This window comes from Herbaspirillum aquaticum, from assembly GCF_002213425.1.
Lineage (GTDB): Bacteria > Pseudomonadota > Gammaproteobacteria > Burkholderiales > Burkholderiaceae_D > Herbaspirillum > Herbaspirillum aquaticum.
Genome location: NZ_NJGV01000025.1, coordinates 17,056 through 38,247 on the forward strand (window position 1 = coordinate 17,056; position 21,192 = coordinate 38,247).

Annotated in this window: 20 protein-coding genes; 5 read left to right on the top strand and 15 right to left on the bottom strand. The window is 63.1% G+C overall.

Translation table 11 applies throughout. The features are described 5' to 3' along the window. Positions 1 to 151: 151 nt before the first annotated feature. Positions 152 to 1,567: a type I glutamate--ammonia ligase gene (glnA, locus tag CEJ45_RS20875; protein ID WP_034331334.1), complete on the bottom strand. Its 1,416-nt coding sequence runs from the start codon at positions 1,565 to 1,567 to the stop codon at positions 152 to 154. Between the two features lie 495 nt (positions 1,568 to 2,062). Between glnA and CEJ45_RS20880 the strand changes: the two genes are divergently transcribed. Continuing rightward, positions 2,063 to 2,524, top strand: coding sequence for a rhodanese-like domain-containing protein (locus CEJ45_RS20880; RefSeq protein ID WP_088756991.1), 462 nt, complete (start codon positions 2,063 to 2,065; stop codon positions 2,522 to 2,524). A gap of 16 nt (positions 2,525 to 2,540) precedes the next feature. Here CEJ45_RS20880 and CEJ45_RS20885 read toward each other — a convergent pair whose 3' ends face one another. Together CEJ45_RS20885 and CEJ45_RS20890 are read right to left on the bottom strand one after the other, a co-directional pair. Continuing rightward, positions 2,541 to 3,269 carry a response regulator gene (locus CEJ45_RS20885; protein ID WP_241517393.1) on the bottom strand — a complete coding sequence of 243 codons (729 nt, stop codon included), beginning with the start codon at positions 3,267 to 3,269 and terminating at the stop codon, positions 2,541 to 2,543. Further along, on the bottom strand, positions 3,270 to 3,995 hold the full coding sequence (locus tag CEJ45_RS20890; RefSeq protein ID WP_088756992.1) for a response regulator transcription factor: 726 nt from the start codon (positions 3,993 to 3,995) through the stop codon (positions 3,270 to 3,272). Positions 3,996 to 4,417: 422 nt separating this feature from the next. On the opposite strand from CEJ45_RS20890, the gene CEJ45_RS20895 reads away from it, so the two are divergent. Both CEJ45_RS20895 and CEJ45_RS20900 read left to right on the top strand, forming a co-directional pair. Further along, positions 4,418 to 5,911, top strand: coding sequence for a DUF1800 domain-containing protein (locus CEJ45_RS20895; protein ID WP_241517394.1), 1,494 nt, complete (start codon positions 4,418 to 4,420; stop codon positions 5,909 to 5,911). Positions 5,912 to 5,927: 16 nt separating this feature from the next. Then, the gene (locus CEJ45_RS20900; protein ID WP_088756994.1) at positions 5,928 to 7,247 is read left to right on the top strand and encodes a DUF1501 domain-containing protein; all 1,320 of its coding nucleotides are present in this window, start codon (positions 5,928 to 5,930) and stop codon (positions 7,245 to 7,247) included. 85 nt (positions 7,248 to 7,332) lie between these two features. On the opposite strand, the gene iscX is transcribed toward CEJ45_RS20900, so the two are convergent. The 9 genes from iscX to iscR all read right to left on the bottom strand — a co-directional run bounded on the left by iscX (position 7,333) and on the right by iscR (position 13,840). Then, the gene (gene iscX, locus CEJ45_RS20905) at positions 7,333 to 7,527 is read right to left on the bottom strand and encodes a Fe-S cluster assembly protein IscX (protein ID WP_034331339.1); all 195 of its coding nucleotides are present in this window, start codon (positions 7,525 to 7,527) and stop codon (positions 7,333 to 7,335) included. A gap of 45 nt (positions 7,528 to 7,572) precedes the next feature. Next, entirely contained in the window at positions 7,573 to 7,911 is a 339-nt protein-coding gene (gene fdx / locus CEJ45_RS20910) for an ISC system 2Fe-2S type ferredoxin (protein ID WP_088756995.1), read from the bottom strand. Between the two features lie 54 nt (positions 7,912 to 7,965). Continuing rightward, on the bottom strand, positions 7,966 to 9,831 hold the full coding sequence (gene hscA / locus CEJ45_RS20915) for a Fe-S protein assembly chaperone HscA (RefSeq protein WP_088756996.1): 1,866 nt from the start codon (positions 9,829 to 9,831) through the stop codon (positions 7,966 to 7,968). A gap of 45 nt (positions 9,832 to 9,876) precedes the next feature. Continuing rightward, a complete protein-coding gene (locus CEJ45_RS20920) occupies positions 9,877 to 10,503 on the bottom strand; it encodes a LysE family translocator (RefSeq protein WP_088756997.1) in 627 nt (208 codons plus the stop codon). Positions 10,504 to 10,516: 13 nt separating this feature from the next. Then, positions 10,517 to 11,032, bottom strand: coding sequence for a Fe-S protein assembly co-chaperone HscB (gene hscB, locus CEJ45_RS20925; protein WP_088756998.1), 516 nt, complete (start codon positions 11,030 to 11,032; stop codon positions 10,517 to 10,519). Between the two features lie 185 nt (positions 11,033 to 11,217). After that, entirely contained in the window at positions 11,218 to 11,541 is a 324-nt protein-coding gene (gene iscA / locus CEJ45_RS20930) for an iron-sulfur cluster assembly protein IscA (protein WP_006712826.1), read from the bottom strand. 54 nt (positions 11,542 to 11,595) lie between these two features. Beyond that, the gene (iscU, locus tag CEJ45_RS20935) at positions 11,596 to 11,994 is read right to left on the bottom strand and encodes a Fe-S cluster assembly scaffold IscU (protein WP_034331342.1); all 399 of its coding nucleotides are present in this window, start codon (positions 11,992 to 11,994) and stop codon (positions 11,596 to 11,598) included. 80 nt (positions 11,995 to 12,074) lie between these two features. Next, positions 12,075 to 13,328, bottom strand: a complete 1,254-nt coding sequence (locus tag CEJ45_RS20940) for an IscS subfamily cysteine desulfurase (RefSeq protein WP_034331343.1) — start codon at positions 13,326 to 13,328, stop codon at positions 12,075 to 12,077. 17 nt (positions 13,329 to 13,345) lie between these two features. After that, positions 13,346 to 13,840: a Fe-S cluster assembly transcriptional regulator IscR gene (iscR, locus tag CEJ45_RS20945; protein ID WP_034331344.1), complete on the bottom strand. Its 495-nt coding sequence runs from the start codon at positions 13,838 to 13,840 to the stop codon at positions 13,346 to 13,348. 338 nt (positions 13,841 to 14,178) lie between these two features. Between iscR and CEJ45_RS20950 the strand changes: the two genes are divergently transcribed. Together CEJ45_RS20950 and kdgD are read left to right on the top strand one after the other, a co-directional pair. After that, on the top strand, positions 14,179 to 14,946 hold the full coding sequence (locus CEJ45_RS20950; protein WP_088756999.1) for a FadR/GntR family transcriptional regulator: 768 nt from the start codon (positions 14,179 to 14,181) through the stop codon (positions 14,944 to 14,946). 278 nt (positions 14,947 to 15,224) lie between these two features. Then, on the top strand, positions 15,225 to 16,145 hold the full coding sequence (gene kdgD, locus CEJ45_RS20955; protein WP_088757000.1) for a 5-dehydro-4-deoxyglucarate dehydratase: 921 nt from the start codon (positions 15,225 to 15,227) through the stop codon (positions 16,143 to 16,145). Positions 16,146 to 16,305: 160 nt separating this feature from the next. Here the strand turns inward: kdgD and CEJ45_RS20960 are convergent, their stop codons facing one another. The 3 genes from CEJ45_RS20960 to garD all read right to left on the bottom strand — a co-directional run bounded on the left by CEJ45_RS20960 (position 16,306) and on the right by garD (position 21,146). Further along, positions 16,306 to 18,075 (bottom strand): methyl-accepting chemotaxis protein, encoded by a 1,770-nt coding sequence (locus CEJ45_RS20960; RefSeq protein ID WP_088757001.1) that lies wholly within the window; start codon positions 18,073 to 18,075, stop codon positions 16,306 to 16,308. Between the two features lie 304 nt (positions 18,076 to 18,379). Further along, positions 18,380 to 19,498, bottom strand: coding sequence for a lactonase family protein (locus CEJ45_RS20965; RefSeq protein WP_088757002.1), 1,119 nt, complete (start codon positions 19,496 to 19,498; stop codon positions 18,380 to 18,382). Positions 19,499 to 19,577: 79 nt separating this feature from the next. Beyond that, the gene (gene garD, locus CEJ45_RS20970; protein WP_088757003.1) at positions 19,578 to 21,146 is read right to left on the bottom strand and encodes a galactarate dehydratase; all 1,569 of its coding nucleotides are present in this window, start codon (positions 21,144 to 21,146) and stop codon (positions 19,578 to 19,580) included. Positions 21,147 to 21,192 lie beyond the last annotated feature (46 nt).

Here is a 21,192-nt window from a genome sequence, read left to right on the forward strand (position 1 = left end):
TGCAAACGCTTGCAAAGGCTTGCAGCGGCGTATGTTGTTCTGGATCTTCCTTGACTAGCAATTTTCGGGCGCACTGCCCTGCACCGGGAGGCGCGCCGCGCATAAAAAAAGGGGAAGCAAGCTTCCCCTTTTTCTCCGGATGCGGATTCGATTACAGCGAGTAGTACATGTCGAATTCGATCGGGTGCGTGGTCATGCGGAAGCGTTGGACTTCCTGCATCTTCAGCTCGATGTAGGCATCGATCATGCTGTCGGTGAACACGCCGCCACGGGTCAGGAACTCGCGGTCCTTGTCCAGGTGCTCCAGGGCTTCATCCAGCGAAGCACAGACGGTCGGGATCAGCTTGTCTTCTTCCGGCGGCAGGTGGTACAGGTCCTTGGTAGCCGCTTCGCCCGGGTGGATCTTGTTCTGCACGCCATCCAGACCGGCCATCAGCAGGGCCGAGAAGCACAGGTACGGGTTGGCCAGGGGATCCGGGAAACGGGTCTCGATGCGGCGGCCCTTCGGGTTGGCCACGTGCGGGATACGGATCGAGGCGGAACGGTTGCGGGCCGAGTAGGCCAGCTTGACCGGAGCTTCGAAGCCGGGGACCAGACGCTTGTACGAGTTGGTGCCGGGGTTGGTGATGGCGTTCAATGCCTTGGCGTGCTTGATGATGCCGCCGATGTAGTACAGCGCGAACTCGGACAGGCCGGCATAGCCGTCGCCAGCGAACAGGTTCTTGCCATCCTTCCACACGGACTGGTGCACGTGCATGCCGGAGCCGTTGTCGCCAACCAGGGGCTTGGGCATGAAGGTCGCGGTCTTGCCGTAGGTGTGGGCGACGTTCCAGATCACGTACTTCAGGGTCTGGGTCCAGTCAGCGCGCTCGACCAGGGTCGAGAACTTGGTGCCCAGTTCGTTCTGGCCAGCGCCAGCGACTTCGTGGTGGTGCACTTCGACGGGGATGCCCAGGGATTCCAGGATCAGGGACATTTCCGAACGCATGTCCTGGAAGCTGTCGACCGGGGGAACCGGGAAGTAGCCGCCCTTGACGGTCGGACGGTGGCCGGAGTTGCCGCCTTCGATCTTGGCGCCGGTGCTCCAGGAAGCTTCTTCGGAGTCGATCTTGACGAAGGAACCGGACATGTCGGCACCCCAACGGACGCCGTCGAAGATGAAGAATTCGGGTTCCGGACCGAAGTAGGCGGTGTCGCCCAGGCCGGAGGACTTCAGGTAGGCTTCAGCGCGCTTGGCGATGGAGCGCGGATCGCGGTCGTAGCCCTTGCCGTCGGACGGCTCGATCACGTCACATTGCATGAAGAGGGTGGTCTCTTCCATGAACGGGTCGATGTTGGCGGTGTTCGGGTCCGGGATCAGCAGCATGTCGGAGGCTTCGATACCCTTCCAGCCGGCGATCGACGAACCGTCGAAGGCGTGACCGGATTCGAACTTGTCGATGTCGAAATGCGAAACAGGCACGGAAACGTGCTGTTCCTTGCCACGGGTGTCAGCGAAACGGAAGTCGACAAACTTGACTTCGTTGTCCTTCACCATCTTCAAAACCTCTGCGGCCGTCCTTGCCATGCGAATCTCCTAAAACGAGGAAGTAGTATAAATTGGGGTGTTGAGCCGTTTTCTGCGACTGGATCTTTGCATTTGATACAACGGTCTTGCGCCGAACTCAGTCGCGGATGATAGCAGATTCCATGCCACCAACCTTTCGGGTGCGCCAATAATGGAAGTTTTTAGGGAGGTCGCGCCAGTTGGGGCGCTGCGCGCGGTGCAGAGCGCGCACCAGTATGCATTGTTTTGGTGCAATTTCATCCAAATGCACCAACAAAATGCATATATTGGACAGACGATGTGAATTGCACCGATTGCGTGCATGCGCCGTGTTGGGGCATGCGGCCGCCTGAGGGAAATCCGTGCACCGGCTTGGGAAAATTACCCAACTGTTTATATTGTTTAAAATCATCTCCCTTGGGGCGCGTTGAGCAGATTGCGCTTCATGGGCTTTTACTGGCATTCCTGCGCGCGCCTGAGCGCGCTTCTTTCTTATCAAGACAAGAGACTTTTCCCATGAGCAACGATTCGATTCTCAGCACTGCCACCCAACGTGCCGCCGACGGCCAGCTCCCCTACGCCGGCGCCGTGACCCCGCAGGAAGCACTGGCCCTGCTGCAGTCCGATCCCGCCATCAAGCTGGTCGATGTGCGTACCCGCGCCGAACGCGACTGGGTGGGCGTGGTCCAGATCCCGGCGGCGCAGCACCTGGCGGTGCAGTGGAATCTCTACCCCGAAGGCAAACCCAATCCGCAATTCCTGGAGCAACTGCAGCAAGCCGCGCAGCCGGGTGAGGTGCTGCTGTTCCTGTGCCGCTCGGGCGTGCGTTCCAAGCATGCCGCCAAGCTGGCTACGGAGAACGGCTATACACGCTGCTTCGACATCCTCGAAGGGTTCGAGGGCAACAAGGACGCCAACGGCCACCGCAAGACCATCGAGGGCTGGTGCAAGGACGGCCTGCCCTGGCTGGGCGCCTGAGACGAGCGTCGAGCGCTCAGGCCTGCAGGCTGCGCGCCTGCAAGGCACTGCCCAGCGACTGCAGCAGCAAGCCGATGGCTTCCTGGCCATCGGCGTCGGCGCGCAGCGCTTCTTCCATGCAATCGAGCAAGGCCACGATCTCCAGCCGTCCCATGGTGAGGGCGGCGCCCTTCATGCGGTGTGCCAGCTGTACCATGCGCACGCGGTCGGCTGACAGGCTGGCCTGTTCCAGGGCCTGCAGGTCATTGCGGGTGGTCTGCAGGAACAGCTGGTCCAGGTCGCGGCTGTGTTGCTCTTCGGCCGTGGCGGCGTCCCCCTCATCCTCACTCTCGTGATCGCACCAGAGCGCCAGCAGGCGGCGGATCGCCTGGGTCTGCAAGGGCTTGCCCAGCATCCCGTCCATGCCGCTGTCCAGGCAGCGCTGCACGTGCTGGGCGTCGGTCTCGCCGGAGATGCCGATCAGGGGCGTGTAGGGGCGCTGCGGATCCTGCTGCTCCATGTGGCGTACCTGGCGCGCAACTTCCTGGCCCGGCATGTCAGGCAGGAAGCAATCCAGCAGGACCAGGCCATAGGGCCGCGCCCGGATGGCGGCCAGCGCGGCGGCGCCATCGGCCACGCAGTCGACCTGGCAGCCCAGCCGCTGCAGGCGGTTCTGGATGGCGTAGCGGATGGTGGCCGAATCGTCGACCAGCAGCACGCCGGGCACTTGCGGCTGGGTGTGGGCGCTTTGCATCGGGTGCGGCATTTACAGCTCCTTGATCTGGTATTCGATCTTGAACAATTCGTTGTCGCTGCGTACGCCCAGCTTGCGGAAGGCCGATTGCTTCTGTCCGCTGATGGTCTTGACGCTGCGGGCGAATTTTTCGGCGATCTCTGTGACCGACATGCCATCCAGGCAGCAGCGCAGGACTTCACGTTCTCGCGGCGAGAGGCTGGGCATATCCGAGAGCGTATCGGAGGACACCGTCGCGCTGCGCGTGCGACGGGGCGGCGGACGGACCTCGGGCTGGCTGCGCGCGGCCGCCTCGGCGGCCTGCATGGCGGCCAGTTCGCGGGCCATGGCACTGTTGAGATATTCACGTCCGCGGGTGACGATGCGAATGGCCTGGATCAATTCGGTCAGTTCCTGCGACTTGCCCACGAAACCGCGCGCACCCGCCTTCATGGCCATGGCCACGGTAGCCGGGCTGCTGTGGGCCGAGCTCACCAGGATCTTGCTGCGCGGGAAGCGCACCCGCAGCGCGCGGATCAGGTTCAGGCCATCGATGTCGTTGCTGCCCAGTGAATAATCGATGAGCAGCAAGTCGGCGGGCGAGGCGCGCAGCGCCGCCATGAGCTCCTTGCTGGTGGCGAATGCGCCGATGACGGCAAAGTCCGGCTCCTCGGCCAGGCGCTTGGCCAGGCCATAGCGCACCACGGCGTGGTCATCCAGCAAGGCGATGCGCGTCGCCGATGCCAAGGTCCATGTCATGCGCCCTCTCCCAAGAATTCTGATGTGATGAAGCTGCTGCAGTGCGTAATCCGGCATGCAGGTCGTGCACACTGGCAAAGGCGCTATTGTGGTCGAGTGCCGCCGATGAGCGCATAAGAATCGTCTGAAAAACCGCGACAAATCGCAATGTTCCACACTTTACAGCGCTTGCCGGAAGCTGACGAACGCGTCAGCTTTGTAACACCCTGTATGAAGCTTGATGCTTGCTGCGCTACAGTGGCGCGCGTCTGCCCGGCACACCGCATTACACTTTATTACAGCCCGCCTGCAGGCCCCTGACCATACTGGCCTGACGCCGTCACCCGGCGTTGCACTCCAGTTCAGCACTGTTCCCGATCTCACGAGGCACCTCGATGCAAGCGACACCCAGGCGAACCCCGCCGTTACCTTCAACACTGCTGATGCTGGCCGTGCTGGCCTGCACCTTGGGGCAGATGCAGCCGGCCACCGCCGGGGGCAACAACATGCCGCTGTCGGACCAGGAGCGCGCCCTGCATGTACTGAACCGCCTGGCCTACGGGCCCCGCCCCGGCGACCTGGAACAGGTCGAACGCATGGGCGTCAAGCGCTACATCGACCAGCAGCTGCATCCCGAGCGCATCGCGCTGCCAGAGGACTTGCAGGCGCGGCTGGCGGCCCTGCCGGGGCTGCAGATGACGCCTGCACAATTGTTTGTCGACTATGGCCCGCCGTCCTTCGACCGCAGCGCCAGCAAGGAGCAACAGCAGGCCGCCCGCCAGCGTGCAGCGCGCGAGCTGACTCCGCAAGTGCACATGGCGCGCTTGCTGCAAGCCACCGAGAGCCCGCGCCAACTGGAAGAGGTGATGACCGAATTCTGGGCCAATCACTTCAACGTCTTCGAAGGCAAGGAGTGGGTGCGCTACTGGGTGGGCGACTATGAAAAGAACGCCATCCGTCCCTATGCACTGGGCAACTTCCGCGACCTGCTGGGTGCGGTGGCGCATCATCCGGCCATGCTCTACTACCTCGACAACTGGCTCTCCAGCGGGGCCGGCACGCCCGGTGCACGTGGGCGCTTCAAGGGCCTGAACGAAAACTACGCACGCGAGCTGATGGAACTGCATACCCTGGGAGTGGATGGTGGCTACCAGCAAGCCGACGTGATCACGCTGGCCCGCATCCTCTCCGGCTGGACCATTGATCTGGATGCGATGAAAGCGGGCGCTGCACCCTTCCGCTTCGTCGCCCAGCGGCACGACAACGACCCCAAGGTCTTCCTTGGAAAACCGCTGCAGGCCAGCGGCTACCAGGAAGGCGAGGCAGCACTGGACATCCTGGCCAATCATCCTTCGACAGCACGCTTCATCTCGACCCAGCTGGTGGAGTACTTCGTCTCGGACCGTCCCGATCCGGCGCTGGTGGCCAAGCTTTCGCAGAAATTCCTGGCCACCGGTGGCGATATCCGCGCAGTGTTGCAGACGCTGTTCGACAGCCCGCAATTCTGGGCCCGCAGCAACTACCAGACACAGTTCAAGACGCCCTACCAGTTCATGGTCTCGGCCCTGCGCGCGGGTGATATTACGGTACGCAATGCCAAGCCGGTCAATGGCGAACTGGGGCAATCCGGCATGCCGCTCTATGGCTGGCTTACGCCCGAAGGCTACAAGTATTCGGAGGCGGCCTGGCTCAACCCGGGGGCGCTGCTGCGGCGGATCAACCTGGCGGGCAACCTGGCCAGCGGCAAGTCGCCGATTGCGCGGCCCGAAGGGACGCCCGCCCCTTCCAATGCCGAGGCGCCGCCGCTGGATCCGCAGCAATTGCTGCGCACGCTGGGCCCGGCGATCACGCCACAGGCCAGCGCCCAGATCAACGCCGCGCCGGAGAACCAGCGCGCCGGCCTGATCCTGGGCAGTCCCGATTTCATGAAACGCTAATCCTGCCGAGGCTCGCATGAACCGCCGCCATTTCCTCCGATATCTGGGCGCTGCCGGTAGCGGCGCCATCCTGATCCCGATCGGCCTGTCCGGCTGCGCCGTCGTGCCGGCTGGCGACCAGACCATCAGCCGTGCCAGCCACACTCCCGGCAAGGTCGGCTATGGCTCCCCTACCCCGCGCGCGCATGCCCAGGGCGATGGCGCGCCGCGCATGGTGGTGGTATTCCTGCGCGGGGCCGTCGACGGGCTCAACGTGGTGGTGCCGCATGGCGATGCGCTGTATTACCAGGCGCGCCCGACCATTGCGGTGGCACGTCCCGGCCAGGCCAATGGCGCACTGGACCTGACCGGTTACTTCGGTTTGCATCCGGCGCTGCAGCCGCTGATACCGTACTGGGAGAGTGGCCAGCTGGCCTTCGTGCATGCATCGGGTTCGCCCGATGGCTCGCGCTCGCACTTCGAAGCGCAGGACTATATGGAAACGGGTACCCCCGGCCAGCACAGCACGCGCGATGGCTGGCTCAACCGGGTGATGGATTACCTGCCGCCGGCCGAGTCGCCGCTGCAGGCCATCAACGTCGGCAGCGCCACGCCACGCATCCTCAGCGGCCACAACGTGGCGGCCAACCTGCAGACCGGGCGCGATGCAACGCGCCCGAGCATGATCGACCAGACGCGCTGGAGCCAGGTCTTCGACCCGCTCTATGGAGGCGATGATGCGCTGGGCAAGGCCTATCGCGACGGCATGGCCGCGCGCAAGCAGCTCATGGCCGAGATCAACAGCCAGGAGCAGCAGATGGCCAACAATGGCGCACCGCTGCCCAATGGTTTGTCCATGGACACGGCGCGTTTGGGCCGGTTGATGCGGCATGATCCGCGCATCCGCCTGGCCTTCCTGGCCGTGGGTGGCTGGGACACGCACATCGCGCAAGGCAACGGCACCGGTCAGCTGGCCGGGCGGCTGTCGCCGCTGGCCACCGGCCTGGCTACGCTGGCACGCGAACTGGGGCCGGCTTTCAATGACACGGTCATCGTGGTGATGTCCGAATTCGGCCGCACCTTCAAGGAGAATGGCAACGGCGGGACCGATCATGGCCACGGCAATGCGATGTGGCTGATGGGGGGCAATCTGCGCGGCGGCAAGATTTATGGACAGTGGCCGGGGCTGAACCAGACGGCCTTGAACGAAGGGCGCGACCTGGCGATCACGACCGATTTTCGTGCGGTCTTGTGTGCGCTGTCAGAGCGGCATATGCGCATCCCGGATCAGGCATTGGAGAAGATTTTTCCGCAATATGCTGCGGGTACAAGACGAACTCCTGATCTCTTCATCTGATATTTTGCAGAGATCGCAGATACGTCAGACGTAAAAAAACCGCATCGAATCGATGCGGTTTTTCGCTAGCGCAGCAGGTGTCCGATCACTCCGCCTCGGCAATCCAGGCCGCCTGAATCGCTTCCAGAATGCGCTCACCAGAGCGATTGGGATCATCCTCGAATCCCTCCAGCTCCATTACCCAGCGATGCAGGTCGGTAAAGCGGATGGTCTTGGGATCGACCTCGGGAAACTTGTCGTAGAGTTCCTCGGCGATCTGCTGGGTGTCAGTCCATTTCATGTCAGTCTCCCCGGTGCCATGGCACCGAACGTGAAGCCCGGACGATCAGTGATTTTCCGAGGCGTGGTTGATGGTGTACTTGGGGATTTCGACGGTCAGGTCGTCTTCGCCCAGCACCACCTGGCAAGACAGGCGGGACGTCGCTTCCAGGCCCCAGGCCATGTCCAGCAGGTCCTCTTCCTTGTCGGTCGGGTCCCCAAGGGTCTCGAAGCCTTCGCGGATGACGACGTGGCAGGTGGTACAGGCACAGGATTTCTCGCAGGCGTGCTCGATGTCGATGTCGCTGTCCAGCAGCGCATCGCACAAGGTCTTGCCGGCGGGGGCATCGATCACCGAGCCTTCAGGGCAGAGGACCGGATGGGGGAGGATGACGATCTGGGGCATGGTGGCTCTCGTGTTTTCTCTATCGTGTCTACAGTGTGCGGGTGACGCAATCGCTTACGCGACTTCGTCGAGCTTCTTGCCAGCCAGCGCGGCGTGGACGCTGCGGTCCATGCGCCGTGCGGCGAATTCTTCCGTGCCATGCGCCAGCGCATCCACCGCCGCCTTGATGGCCAGGTGGTCGGCACCTTGCGCGGCGACGGTCACGGCGTCGATCTGCGCTTCGATGGCCACGCGCTCCTCTTCCGACAGCAGCGCGGCATCGGCCTGCAGGGCCGAACGCGTGGCCAGGACGATGCGCTCGGCTTCGACCTGCTCTTCGCGCAGGGCGCGGCGTTGCATGTCTTCATCGGCCGAGCTGAAGGATTCCTGCAGCATGCGGGCGATTTCATCGTCACCCAGGCCATACGAAGGCTTGACGGTAATGGACGCTTCCACGCCCGAGGTCATCTCGCGCGCCGACACGGCCAGCAAGCCATCGGCATCGACCTGATAGGTCACGCGGATGCGCGCCGCACCGGCGGCCATGGGCGGGATGCCGCGCAGTTCGAAACGGGCCAGCGAACGGCAGTCAGCCACCAGTTCGCGCTCGCCCTGCACCACGTGGATCGCCATGGCGGTCTGGCCATCCTTGAAGGTGGTGAATTCCTGCGCACGTGCACAGGGGATGGTGGAGTTGCGCGGGATGACCTTCTCGGCCAGGCCACCCATGGTCTCGATACCCAGCGACAGGGGGATCACGTCCAGCAGCAGCCAGTCGTCGCCCGGCGCACGATTGCCGGCCAGCAGGTTGGCCTGCACGGCCGCGCCCAGCGCCACCACCTTGTCGGGGTCGATGTTGGACAGCGGATTGGTCTTGAAGAACTCGCCCACCGCGCGGCGGATGTGCGGCATGCGGGTCGCACCACCGACCAGCACCACGCCATCGACATCTTCCACGGTCAGGCTGGCGTCGCGCAGGGCCTTGCGTACCGGCGCCATGGTCTTGGCGACCAGGTGCTGGGTGATTTCATTGAATTGTGCGGCGGTAATCGACAGGTGCACTTCTTCGCCGGACTTGAGCACGGCATCGATCTGCACTTCATCCTTGGTCGAAAGCAGTTCCTTGACCTCGCGCGCCTTGACCATCAAGAGGCGCGTGTCTTCATCCGACAGCGGCTGCAGTTGTGCTTCGTGGCTGATCCAGCAGAACAGGCGATGGTCGAAGTCATCCCCGCCCAGCGCCGAGTCGCCGCCCGTGGACAGCACTTCGAAGACGCCGCGCGTGAGCTTGAGGATGGAAATATCGAAGGTACCGCCGCCCAGGTCATAGACCGCGAAGATGCCTTCGGAGGCATTGTCCAGGCCGTAGGCGATCGCGGCCGCCGTCGGTTCGTTGAGCAGGCGCAGCACGTTGAGACCGGCCAGTTGCGCCGCGTCCTTGGTGGCCTGGCGCTGGGCATCGTCGAAGTAGGCCGGCACGGTGATGACGGCGCCCACCAGGTCGTCACCCAGGGCATCCTCGGCGGTCTGGCGCAGCGTGGCCAGGATCTGGGCCGACACTTCCACCGGACTCTTCACGCCCGCCACGGTCTTGATCTGCACCATGCCAGGCTGGTCCTGGAAGTCGTAGGGCATGTTCTCGGCATGGGCGATGTCCTTGAGGCCACGCCCCATGAAGCGCTTGACCGAGACGATGGTATTGCGCGGATCGATGGTCTGCGCGGCCTGGGCCTTGTAGCCGATGTTGGCATGGCCGTTGGGCAGGTAGCGCACGATCGAGGGTAGCAGCACGCGGCCGTCATCATCGGCCAGGACTTCGGGAATGCTGTTGCGCACGGTCGCCACCAGCGAATTGGTGGTACCCAGGTCAATGCCGACGGCCAGACGACGCTGGTGTGGCGCGGTGGACATGCCCGGTTCGGAAATCTGCAGTAAAGCCATAAGGTGTGGACTCGTCGTGGAGCGTTGGGGCGAAGTGACTCGCTGTTATTCGGGTAAGGCCATCCGGATGCCCAGGCCGATGAAGGCACAGCCTGCCAGGCGATTCAGATGGACGGAAGCGGAAGCGCGACGGCGGAAAACTGCACCGACGGCACCGGAAAAAAGCGCAATGGCGCTGAAGATGACGAAGGCCTGGGCGATGAACACCAGCGCCAGTACCAGCATCTGCAGGGCTTCATGGCCAGCCTCGCGCTGCACGAACTGCGGCAGGAAGGCAATGAAGAACAGCGTCACCTTCGGGTTGAGCATATTGGCCAGCACGCTTTGCCAGTAGATGCGGCGCAGCGGGACGGCAGCTGTGCCCTGCCCGCCTGCGGCCAAGGCAATACCGCTGGAAGCCGAGCGCAATGTCCGTATGCCGAGATAGGCGAGATAGGCCGCTCCCGCATATTGCAGCGCGTGGTAAGCCGGCGGATAGGCCTTGATGAGCGCAGCGAAACCCAGCACCGCCAGCAGCGTATGAAAGATCAGGCCTGAACAAAAACCCGCCGCAGCCACCAGCCCGGCCTTGCGCCCTTGGGCGATGCCGCGCGTGAGCACATAGATGTTGTCCGGACCCGGCGCCAGGGTCAGCGTCATCGCGGCCAGCAGGAACAGGAACAGATCGGGCATCGTGCGTCTCCGGTCAGCCTTCGATCAGGGCGAAAGCATCGCCGATCTCGGCGCCGAACTTGTCGAGGAACATCAGCTGGCGTACCAGCTTGCCGGCACCTGCGTAGTCGCCCGCGTCCAGCAGCGCTTCGATGCGCGCTATCTCGGCTTTCTTCTCGCTCAGCAGTTCGGTGTTGAGCTGCTCCAGGGCGTCGATGTCCTTGCCGGCCTTGGCGTCGTCCAGTGTCTCGCGCCATTCCATCTGCTGCATCAGGAAGGCCGGGGCCATGGCGGTGTTGGATTCGGTCTGCAGATCCACGCCGTGCAGTTCGCACAGGTAGCGGGCGCGCTTCAAGGGATTCTTCAGCGTCTGGTAAGCCTCGTTGGCCCGTGTGGCCCACTGCATGGCCACGCGCTTCTCGGCGTCGCTGGCGTGGGCGAACTTGTCCGGATGAGCCTGGCCCTGCACGCTGTGGAAAGCCTGCTCCAGCGCCTTCTGGTCGATGGCGAAGCGTTGCGGCAGCTGGAACAGGTCGAAGTGGTTTTGCATGGCTGAAAAATAAAAAGCCTGTCGGACTGCAACAGGCTTGGCACATCAGGGACAGCGGACGGTGACCGGGTCGGCCCCGCGCGGAGCGATCACGAGGCAGTCAGGCTATCACGATCCGGCTAAGCACTGGCCGCCTGCACCGCAAAGCCGGTGCGACGGCATCGACAAGAACTTGAAAATGCAGCTCAGATGCGGAAGCTTTCGCCGCAGCCGCACTCGTCCTTGACATTGGGGTTCTGGAACTTGAACCCTTCATTGAGTCCTTCACGCGCGAAGTCCAGCTCGGTGCCATCGATGTAGGGCAAGCTCTTGGGATCGACGAAGACGCGCACGCCATGCGACTCGAAGACGGTGTCTTCGGACGATTGTTCATCCACATACTCCAGCTTGTAAGCCAGGCCGGAGCAGCCGGTGGTGCGCACACCCAGGCGCAGGCCGATACCCTTGCCACGGCGCTCCATGTAGCGGCTGATGTGTTTTGCTGCCTTCTCTGTCAACGTGATTGCCATGATGCTTGCCTTACGAAATCGAAAACGGCCTTGCTGTCTTGCCCGTCAAGCCGCTCAGGCGGCTTGCTGCTGTTCGCCGTGCTTGGCCTTGTAGTCCTGCACGGCGGCCTTGATGGCGTCTTCGGCCAGGATCGAGCAGTGGATCTTCACCGGCGGCAGCGCCAGTTCTTCGGCGATCTGGGTGTTCTTGATGGACAGTGCTTCGTCCAGGGTCTTGCCCTTGACCCATTCGGTCACCAGCGAGGACGAGGCGATGGCCGAACCGCAGCCATAGGTCTTGAACTTGGCATCCTGGATGACGCCATCCGCGCCGACCTTGATCTGCAGCTTCATCACGTCGCCGCAAGCCGGAGCGCCGACCATGCCGGTGCCCACGGTGTCGTCGCCCTTTTCGAAGGCGCCGACGTTGCGGGGGTTTTCATAGTGGTCGAGTACTTTTTCGGAATAAGACATGTTCTTTGCTCCCTAGATGATGGTTTCGACCATCGCCCTGCCCTGCTGCGGCTGCTGGCGATGGCTGGCAGAATCCTGGTTTAGTGGGCCGCCCACTGGATGGTGGACAGGTCCACGCCGTCCTTGTACATGTCCCACAGCGGGGACAGCTCGCGCAGCTTGCCGACCTTGCTCTTGATCAGCTCGATGGTGAAATCGATGTCTTCCTCGGTGGTGAAGCGACCAATGGTGAAGCGAATCGAGCTGTGTGCCAGTTCGTCGCTGCGGCCCAGGGCGCGCAGCACGTAGGACGGCTCCAGGCTGGCCGAGGTGCAAGCCGAACCGGACGAGACGGCGATGTCCTTGATGGCCATGATCAGCGATTCACCTTCCACGTAGTTGAAGCTCACGTTCAGGTTGTGCGGCACGCGGTGATCCATGTCGCCGTTGATGTAAGTTTCTTCGATCTCTTGCAGGCCCTTGGCCAGGCGGTCACGCAGCGCGCGGATGCGGGACAGTTCGCTGTCCATTTCTTCACGCGCCAGGCGGAAAGCTTCACCCATGCCCACGATCTGGTGCGTGGCCAGGGTGCCCGAACGCAGGCCGCGCTCGTGGCCACCGCCGTGCATCTGCGCTTCGATGCGTACACGCGGCTTGCGGCGCACGTACAGGGCACCGATGCCCTTGGGACCGTAGCTCTTGTGGGCCGAGAAGCTCATCAGGTCGACCTTCCAGTTCTCCAGGTCGATCTTGACCTTGCCGGTCGCCTGGGCGGCGTCGCTGTGGAAGATGATGCCCTTGGAGCGGCAGAACTCGCCAATCTCCGGCACCGGCTGGATCACGCCGATTTCATTGTTCACCAGCATGACCGAGACCAGGATGGTATCCGGACGCACGGCGGCAGCGATCTGCTCGACCGTCACCAGGCCATTGTCCTGCGGCTGCAGGTAGGTGGCTTCGAAGCCCACGCGCTCCAGCTCGCGGAAAGTATCCAGCACCGCCTTGTGCTCGGTCTTGACGGTGATGATGTGCTTGCCCTTGGACTTGTAGAACTGCGCCGCGCCCTTGATGGCCAGGTTGTTGCTCTCGGTGGCGCCGGAGGTCCAGATGATCTCGCGCGAATCCGCGTTGACCAGCTTGGCCACTTCTTCACGCGCCTCTTCCACGGCCTTTTCAGCGGTCCAGCCGTACATGTGGCTGCGCGAAGCGGGGTTGCCGAACTGCTCGCGCAGGTAAGGGATCATCTTGTCGGCCACGCGCGGATCGACCGGGGTGGTCGCCGAGTAGTCCATGTAGATCGGGAAGTGCGGAGCCTTGATGGTCTCCAGCAGGCTTTTTTCCAGGGGTGCGTTCATAAGGTCCTTGCTCCAAATCAGGCTGCGGCTTGCGGGCGGTGCATCACCACCACGCTCTGCGAGTCGGCGGCACGGTGCTCGGCCGCCTTGGGTTCTTTTTGCTGGTCCACCAGGTCCTGGAGGGATACCGAATCCAGGTATTCGACCATCTTCTCGTTCAGGGTGGACCACAGCTCATGCGTCATGCAGCGTGCGCCGCCGGGATGGGCCGCGCTGTGGCAATTTTCCTTGCCACCGCACTGGGTTGCATCCAGGGGTTCGTCCACCGCGATGATGATGTCGGCAACCGACACGTCGGCCGCCTTGCGGGCGAGATTGTAACCACCGCCAGGCCCCCTCACGGACTCGACGATCTGGTGACGCCGCAACTTGCCGAACAACTGCTCCAGATATGATAAAGAAATTTCCTGGCGCTCGCTGATGGCCGACAGCGTGACGGGGCCCTTGCCCTGGCGCAAAGCCAGGTCAATCATCGCAGTCACGGCAAAACGGCCTTTGGTGGTAAGACGCATGAAGTTCGCTCCAGAAACAAATGCACCGGCGGGGCCGGTTACCCTGAATTCCCGAATATTTGAGTCAAGTATAGCAAACCCGAGTAATTCTGTCAGGTACCCTGCCTTTTCCTTCATATCGACCAAAACCTGGCCTGGCGCAAGCCGCCGAAAAATTCACTTGAAACTTGTCTGACCTCTTGCGCAAAGTGCGCTACTCTCACGGCTACGGCTGGTCCTGGCGTCGTGGCAGCTTATCGATCTGGTAAGATGGCGCGACTATGTTCACCCCGCCTGATGCGGACCGATCACAACCATTCACAATCCGGTCTGCCAGCGCTCCCGAGAAATAAAACGATATGGATGTAAGCGATACCCCCAACCCGCTGCTGCGCCCGCGCCGCAAGCCCCAGAGCCTGTCGCAGGAAGTGGTGGCGGCGCTGACCGCAATGATGAGCAGCGGCAGCCTCAAGCCCGGCGACAAGCTGCCTACCGAATCCGAGATCATGCAGACCCAGGGCGTGTCGCGCACCGTGGTGCGCGAAGCCATCTCGCGCCTGCAGGCGGCCGGACTGGTGGAAACGCGGCACGGCATTGGCACCTTCGTGTTGGAAGCCAAGAAGGGTTCCAACATCAACATCGACCCGGCCACCATCACCACCATGCGCGACCTGCTGGCGCTGCTGGAGCTGCGCATCAGCCTCGAGACCGAGACCGCCGGCCTGGCCGCATCGCGCCGCAGCGATGCCCAGCTGCAGGAAATCCGCGAGGCGCTGGACCTGTTCCATGCCAACCAGAAAAGCGGCGGTGACACCGTGGGCCCGGATTTCCGCTTCCACTTCGCCATCGCCAACGCCACCGGCAACCGATATTTCATCGAGATCATCAGCCATCTGGGCATGGGGGTGATCCCGCGCAAGCGCATCAATACCGCCGAGCTGGCGCATGACCAGCAGGCCAGCTACCTGGAGCGGGTGCAGCGCGAGCATGAAGACATCTATGAAGCCATCGCGCGGGGCGACACCGAAGCGGCCCGCGCGGCCATGCGCAATCACCTCACCAACAGCCGCGAGCGCCTGCGCCGCGCGCAGCAGGAAGCCGAATCGGGTACGGCGGCCAACGCCTGACCGCCTTCAAGCCCCACCGGTCCGTGCTGCACGGACCGGCCCCCTCTGCTACTTCTCTCCCTCTTCAGCAAGCACGCACCAGCCGGCGATCGCGTCGCCCGGGCTCGCCGCCAATCCCCTCCTCCATCCCTGCGCAAAACGTCATAACAAATTGCTGGCTTTCTGAAATCTTATGTTGTACGATGACTGATATCCTAATTGGATACAAGAAGACCAGAGACAACATTCATCCTAATGCCTCGTTTTCCAACCCATTCCTAACGGCGTCGAGCGAAACCATGTCCCAGTACACACCCCAAGACCTCAAACAGATCCTCTCTTCCGGCCTGCTGTCATTCCCGCTGACGGACTTCGATGAGCAAGGCGATTTCCGCCCCAAGACCTACATCGAACGCCTGGAATGGCTGGCCCCCTATGGCGCCAGCGCACTGTTTGCCGCCGGTGGCACGGGTGAGTTCTTCTCGCTGGTCCCGGGTGAATATTCGGACATCATCCGCACCGCCGTCGACACCTGCCGTGGCAAGGTACCCATCATCGCCGGCGCCGGCGGTTCCACCCGCGCGGCCATCGCCTACGCCCAGGAAGCCGAGCGCCTCGGAGCCCATGGCATCCTGCTGATGCCCCACTACCTGACCGAAGCCAGCCAGGACGGCATCGCCGCCCACGTGGAAGCGGTCTGCAAATCGGTCAATTTCGGCGTCATCATCTACAACCGTGCGGTCTGCAAGCTCAACGCCGAGACCCTGCAACGCCTGGCTGACCGCTGCCCCAACCTGATCGGTTTCAAGGACGGCATCGGCGAGATCGAACCGATGGTGCATATCCGCCGCAAGCTCGGTGACCGCTTCACCTACCTGGGCGGCCTGCCGACCGCGGAAGTCTACGCCGCCGCCTACAAGGCGCTGGGCGTGCCGGTGTACTCCTCGGCGGTCTTCAACTTCATCCCCAAGACCGCCGTCGAGTTCTACCAGGCCATCGCCAAGGAAGACCACGACACCGTGGGCAAGCTGATCGATGACTTCTTCCTGCCCTACCTGGCCATCCGCAACCGCAAGGCCGGTTACGCCGTCTCCATCGTCAAGGCCGGCGCCAAGATCGTCGGCCACGATGCCGGCCCGGTGCGTACGCCCCTGACCGACTGCACGCCGGAAGAGCACGAAGAGCTGGCTGCGTTGATCAAGAAGCTGGGCCCGCAATAACGCGCGTCTGATCTGGTCGGAGCAATCAAGGAAGGGGGGCCGCAGGACACTGCGGCCCCCCTTCCTTTTTGGGCGATATGAAAGAAAGTGCAGGCGCTGTCCGAAAAAAAACCTCCGTGGCCCAAGCGACGGAGGTTTTCGTGAAGCAAAGCACCAACAATCAGAACTCTTCCCAATCCTGTGCATCGTCCTTGATGCGGCTGCTCGGGGCAGGCGGCGCGGCCTTGGCAGGCGGCAACTTGGGAGCAACCTTCGGTGCCGCCGCCGCAGCGGGCGCGGGCGGCGCCGGCTTCAAGGCAGGTGCAGCGGGTGCAACCGGGGCCGGCGGCGGTGCCATCGGTGCCGGACGCGGCTTGGCCGCCGGGCTGCCGACCTGGTGCGCATCGATCTTGAAGATGCTGACCGCACCGACTAGGTTGGTCGCCTGGGCCTGCAGCGATTGGGCCGCAGCGGCCGCTTGCTCCACCAGTGCGGCGTTCTGCTGGGTCACTTCATCCATCTGGGTGATGGCGCGGTTGACCTGTTCGATACCGGTGCTCTGCTCGCGGCTGGCTTCGGCGATCTCGCCCACGATGTCGGTCACGCGCTGCACGCTGGCGACCACTTCGCTCATGGTGGCACCGGCCTGCTCCACCAGCTGGCTGCCGGCTTCGACCTTCTCCACCGAATCATCGATGAGCGACTTGATCTCCTTGGCAGCCGCCGCCGAACGCTGGGCCAGCGAGCGCACTTCGGACGCCACCACCGCAAAGCCGCGGCCCTGCTCACCGGCGCGCGCGGCTTCCACCGCCGCGTTGAGCGCCAGGATGTTGGTCTGGAAGGCGATGCCGTCGATCACGCTGATGATGTCGACGATCTTGCGCGAGGATTCATTGATGGCCTGCATGGTATCGACCACCTGCGCCACCACTTCCCCGCCCTTGCTGGCGGTGGAGGAGGCCGAATGCGCCAGCTGGTTGGCCTGCAGGGCATTGTCGGCATTCTGCTTGACGGTGCCGGTCAGTTCCTCCATGGAGGCGGCGGTTTCTTCCAGCGAACTGGCCTGCTGCTCGGTACGCGAAGACAGGTCCATGTTGCCGGCGGCGATCTCCTTGGCGCTGGTGTCGATGCTGTCCGAACTGCTGCGCACGCGCGAGACGGTGGTCAGCAAACCCTGCTGCATGCTGCGGATGGCCGAGAACAGGCGGCCGATTTCATTGTTGTTCTTGACCTCGACCTTGGTGCTCAGGTCGCCATTGGCGACCAGGTCCAGCAGGTGCACGGCGCGGTTCAGCGGCGTGAGGACGATGTTGCGCAGCAGGAAATGCACCCCCACGACCAGGAACATGGCGCCGATCAGACCGGCCACCACCAGCCACACCACCAGGTTGTATTCGCGCTGGCGCTCGGCCGTAGCCTTGTCATTGAGTTCCATGGCGCGCTTTTGGTACGCCTCCAGCGCCGTGGAGAAACGCGCCCCGCCCTTGCTGATGAAATTGTTGTTGAGCTGGGAGTAACCCTGCGCATCACCGGCCTTGAGGGTGTCGGTCGCCTTCTTGAGGATCTCGTTCAAGGCCTTGGCCGATTCGATCAGTTCGGTCTTGATGGCCGGATCCTGGCCTTCCACGTCGGGCAGCTTGGCGTAATCGTCCAGGTACTTGAGGCTGCGGTCATAGGTCATCTGGGCGCTCTTCAAGGCGGACTCGATGACGGCCGCATCGCCCTTCTCCATCAGCGTCGAATAGATGCGCCCATGGGCGGCCCGGGTACGGGTAGTGTCCTTGTAGGCATCATTGATCAGCAAGGTGCGCTGGGTGATCTCGTGGACGTACTCGGTGGATTGGTTGGCCCGGCCCAGTGCAAAGATGCCTACGCCAGCCCCCACTACGATCATGCATGAAAACAGCGCAAGCGCGCTCATCAGGCTGAAGCGAACCGTCAGATTTCGCATTCCCTCTCTCCGCTTAGTATTTGTACAACACGTGAAATGAACAACATGGCACAGACGATACATCAGCGAGTCACGCTTCATATCGGCGGCAAACCAACCAAAACTCCCCCAATTCCCGGTTAGGGCGGTCAGCAAATGTCGGCTTTCGCATTGTGCACCGGCAACACCCCGGGGCTGGCTGTTTTGGATCAAGCCAACTTCATATGACGAGGCCCAGATGTGAAAAAGCTTGCCGGAATGACATCCGGCAAGCTCGAAAAACAACATATCAAGGCTTCGGCAGGTGAAGCAAATCCCTTCAGGATCAGCGCACGCCGGGCAGGTCGATGATCTCGACCCAATTCGGATTGCGCCCCAGGGTGTAGCGGAAGACCGGGGTAAGTGCCCCGCTGTCGCGGTCGATGGCGTAGCTGGTCAGGCCGGCCTTCTGGCCGACAGCCAGCAAATAGCGCCCTTGCGGATCGATGTTGAAACCGCGCGGCTGGGTTTCGGTGGGAACGTTGAGGATGCGGGTCAGCTTGCCGCTGGCCGGCTCCACGCGATAGCCGGTGAGGGTGTTGGAGGTGCGCTCGGTGGCATAAAGAAAACGACCATCCGGGGTCAGGTGCAGGTCGGCGGCGGCCAGCTGTTCGCTGGTCTTGAAGCCATCGGGCAAGGCCGAGTCGCTGCCCTGCAGGGCCAGGGTGCCGGACTGGCGGTTGTAGGCATAGGTGTTGACGGTGGCATCGAGCTCGTTGGTCGAATAGACGAAGCGCTGGTCCGGCGAGAACACGAAATGGCGCGGCCCGGCACCGGTCTTGGTGGCGACTGACGGTGGGGTGTTGGGCGCAAGCGCGCCGGTGGCCGCGTCGAAGCGGTATTGCAGGATCACGTCGCTGCCGAGGTTGCTGGCAAAAACGAAGGCATTGTCAGGCGAAACCTGCACGCAATGCGCGTTCTTCCCGGTCGGGATCACTGCCAGCGGCGCTGACTGCACGGTGCCGTCGGCCCCGATGGCATTGACCGAGATCTTGTTGCCCGAGTAGGACGCCGCCAGCAGGTAACGGCCGCTGCGGTCGGTGGCGATGTTGGCCATGTTGTCGGCCAGTGGCGCCTTGGACAAGGCCTTGAGCTTGCCGCTCGCGGGATCGATGGCATAGCTCACTACCGAATAGGGCTGGCCACGCAGCGCGGCGTAGAGGAATTTGTGGTCCGGGCTCAGGGCCAGCGGCATCACGGTGCTGCCCGTATCGACCTTGTCGATCAGGTTGACGCTGCCATCGCCATTGAGCTGGAGCACGTAGATGTCCTGGCTGTCGGCATTGGAGACGTAGGCGACGGTGGCCGCACCGGCATGCGTGGCGGCCAGGCTGAGGGCGGAAGTGGCGATCAAGGTGGCGAGGCGCGAAGAAGGTGAAGAAGGGGAAGAAAGGGTGTTGCTCATGCTGTCTCCTGGCGAATCATCTTGTTGTTGGCATCACGATGGAACAAAAAAAGGCCCGCAAGCGGGCCCCAAGGGAGGATCAGGTCACGGGTGCCGGATTGAACAGGGTCAGCGCGTTGTGCAGCTTCCATTGTTCGGCCCAGGTGCGCTTCTTGCCGCTGGCCACGTCCAGCATCAGCTGGAACAGCTCCCAGCCGACCTGCTCGATGGTGGCTTCGCCGCTGGCGATGCGCCCGGCGTTGACGTCCATCAGGTCATGCCAGCGCCGCGCCAGGTCATTGCGGGTGGCGACCTTGATGACCGGCACGGCCGCCAAACCATAGGGCGTACCCCGGCCCGTGGTGAAGATATGAAGATTCATGCCGGCCGCCAGCTGCAAGGTGCCGCAGATGAAGTCCGAGGCCGGCGTGGCCGCATAGATCAGGCCCTTCTGCTGCAGCTTGTCGCCCGGCGAGAGCACGCCCGAAATCGGGCTGGAGCCGGACTTGACGATGGAGCCCATGGCCTTCTCGACGATGTTGGCCAGTCCGCCCTTCTTGTTGCCGGGGGTGGTGTTGGCACTGCGGTCGACGCCGCCTTGCTTGAGGTAATTGTCGTACCAGTCCATCTCGCGGATCATGGCCTGGGCCACTTCCTCGTTGACGGCGCGAGAGGTCAGCTGGTCGATGCCGTCGCGCACTTCGGTCACTTCCGAGAACATCACCGAGGCGCCGGCGCGCACCAGCAGGTCGGTTGCAAAGCCCACTGCCGGGTTGGCCGTCACGCCCGAGAAGGCGTCGCTGCCGCCGCACTGCACGCCCACCACCAGGTCCGAGGCCGGGCAGGTTTCGCGACGGCGCTTGTCCAGTTCGGTCAGGCGCGCCTCGGCCATCTTCATGATGGAATCGATCATGGAGTTGAAACCGACGTGCTCCGCATCCTGCAGGCAGACCACGTAGGGCTCGCCGGCCTTGTGGATGGGGATCATGTTTTCCGGCAGCAGGCGGTTGGGCTGGAGCTTTTCGCAGCCCAGGCTCACCACCATGGCCTGGCCGCCGAAGTTGGGGTTCAGGCTGATGTTGCGCAGGGTGCGGATGGGGATGCCGGCATTGGGCGCATCGATGGCCACGCCGCAGCCGTAGGTGTGCTCCAGCGCCACCACATCTTCCACATTGGGATACTTGGGCAGCAGTTCGGCGCGGATGCGCTTGACCGCATGCTCCACCACCCCGGCCACGCATTGCACGGTGGTGGTGATGGCCAGCAGGTTGCGCGTGCCCACCGAGCCATCGGCGTTGCGGTAGCCCTCGAAGGTATAGCCTTCCAGCGGCGGCTGCGGCGCCGGCTTCCTGGTGGCGATGGGCAGGTTGTCGAGTTCGCGCGCCGGCGGCATCTGCACCAGCGATTCCTCGATCCAGCTGCCCTTGGGGATGTCGCGCACGGCGTAGCCGATGGCCACGTCATAACGCACGATGGCTTCGCCCTGCTTGAGGTCGCGCAGCGCGATCTTGTGGCCATGGGGAACGCGGTCGACCAGGGTCAGGCCATCGGGGAAGACGGTGCCGGCCGGCAGGCCGCCGTCATTGACGACGATGGCGACATTGTCGGTGTCGTTCATCATGATGTAGCGCGGAGTGAATGCCTGGCTGGCGGCGGTATCGGTGCTCATGCTAAGTCCCATACAACAGAGTGCTGCAATTCAAATGAAGGGCGGC

What these genes read in the sequence shown, in the direction of transcription:
- iscR (WP_034331344.1), bottom strand. Translation starts at nt 13,840, where the DNA reads ATGCGTCTTACCACCAAAGGCCGTTTTGCCGTGACTGCGATGATTGAC.
- iscX (WP_034331339.1), bottom strand. Translation starts at nt 7,527, where the DNA reads ATGAAATGGACTGACACCCAGCAGATCGCCGAGGAACTCTACGACAAG.
- CEJ45_RS20965 (WP_088757002.1), bottom strand. Translation starts at nt 19,498, where the DNA reads ATGAGCAACACCCTTTCTTCCCCTTCTTCACCTTCTTCGCGCCTCGCC.
- CEJ45_RS20960 (WP_088757001.1), bottom strand. Translation starts at nt 18,075, where the DNA reads ATGCGAAATCTGACGGTTCGCTTCAGCCTGATGAGCGCGCTTGCGCTG.
- CEJ45_RS20885 (WP_241517393.1), bottom strand. Translation starts at nt 3,269, where the DNA reads ATGCCGCACCCGATGCAAAGCGCCCACACCCAGCCGCAAGTGCCCGGC.
- hscB (WP_088756998.1), bottom strand. Translation starts at nt 11,032, where the DNA reads ATGCAAAACCACTTCGACCTGTTCCAGCTGCCGCAACGCTTCGCCATC.
- CEJ45_RS20950 (WP_088756999.1), top strand. Translation starts at nt 14,179, where the DNA reads ATGGATGTAAGCGATACCCCCAACCCGCTGCTGCGCCCGCGCCGCAAG.
- garD (WP_088757003.1), bottom strand. Translation starts at nt 21,146, where the DNA reads ATGAGCACCGATACCGCCGCCAGCCAGGCATTCACTCCGCGCTACATC.
- CEJ45_RS20880 (WP_088756991.1), top strand. Translation starts at nt 2,063, where the DNA reads ATGAGCAACGATTCGATTCTCAGCACTGCCACCCAACGTGCCGCCGAC.
- CEJ45_RS20895 (WP_241517394.1), top strand. Translation starts at nt 4,418, where the DNA reads ATGCTGGCCGTGCTGGCCTGCACCTTGGGGCAGATGCAGCCGGCCACC.
- hscA (WP_088756996.1), bottom strand. Translation starts at nt 9,831, where the DNA reads ATGGCTTTACTGCAGATTTCCGAACCGGGCATGTCCACCGCGCCACAC.
- iscA (WP_006712826.1), bottom strand. Translation starts at nt 11,541, where the DNA reads ATGGCAATCACGTTGACAGAGAAGGCAGCAAAACACATCAGCCGCTAC.
- glnA (WP_034331334.1), bottom strand. Translation starts at nt 1,567, where the DNA reads ATGGCAAGGACGGCCGCAGAGGTTTTGAAGATGGTGAAGGACAACGAA.
- iscU (WP_034331342.1), bottom strand. Translation starts at nt 11,994, where the DNA reads ATGTCTTATTCCGAAAAAGTACTCGACCACTATGAAAACCCCCGCAAC.
- kdgD (WP_088757000.1), top strand. Translation starts at nt 15,225, where the DNA reads ATGTCCCAGTACACACCCCAAGACCTCAAACAGATCCTCTCTTCCGGC.
- CEJ45_RS20890 (WP_088756992.1), bottom strand. Translation starts at nt 3,995, where the DNA reads ATGACATGGACCTTGGCATCGGCGACGCGCATCGCCTTGCTGGATGAC.
- CEJ45_RS20920 (WP_088756997.1), bottom strand. Translation starts at nt 10,503, where the DNA reads ATGCCCGATCTGTTCCTGTTCCTGCTGGCCGCGATGACGCTGACCCTG.
- CEJ45_RS20900 (WP_088756994.1), top strand. Translation starts at nt 5,928, where the DNA reads ATGAACCGCCGCCATTTCCTCCGATATCTGGGCGCTGCCGGTAGCGGC.
- fdx (WP_088756995.1), bottom strand. Translation starts at nt 7,911, where the DNA reads ATGCCCCAGATCGTCATCCTCCCCCATCCGGTCCTCTGCCCTGAAGGC.
- CEJ45_RS20940 (WP_034331343.1), bottom strand. Translation starts at nt 13,328, where the DNA reads ATGAACGCACCCCTGGAAAAAAGCCTGCTGGAGACCATCAAGGCTCCG.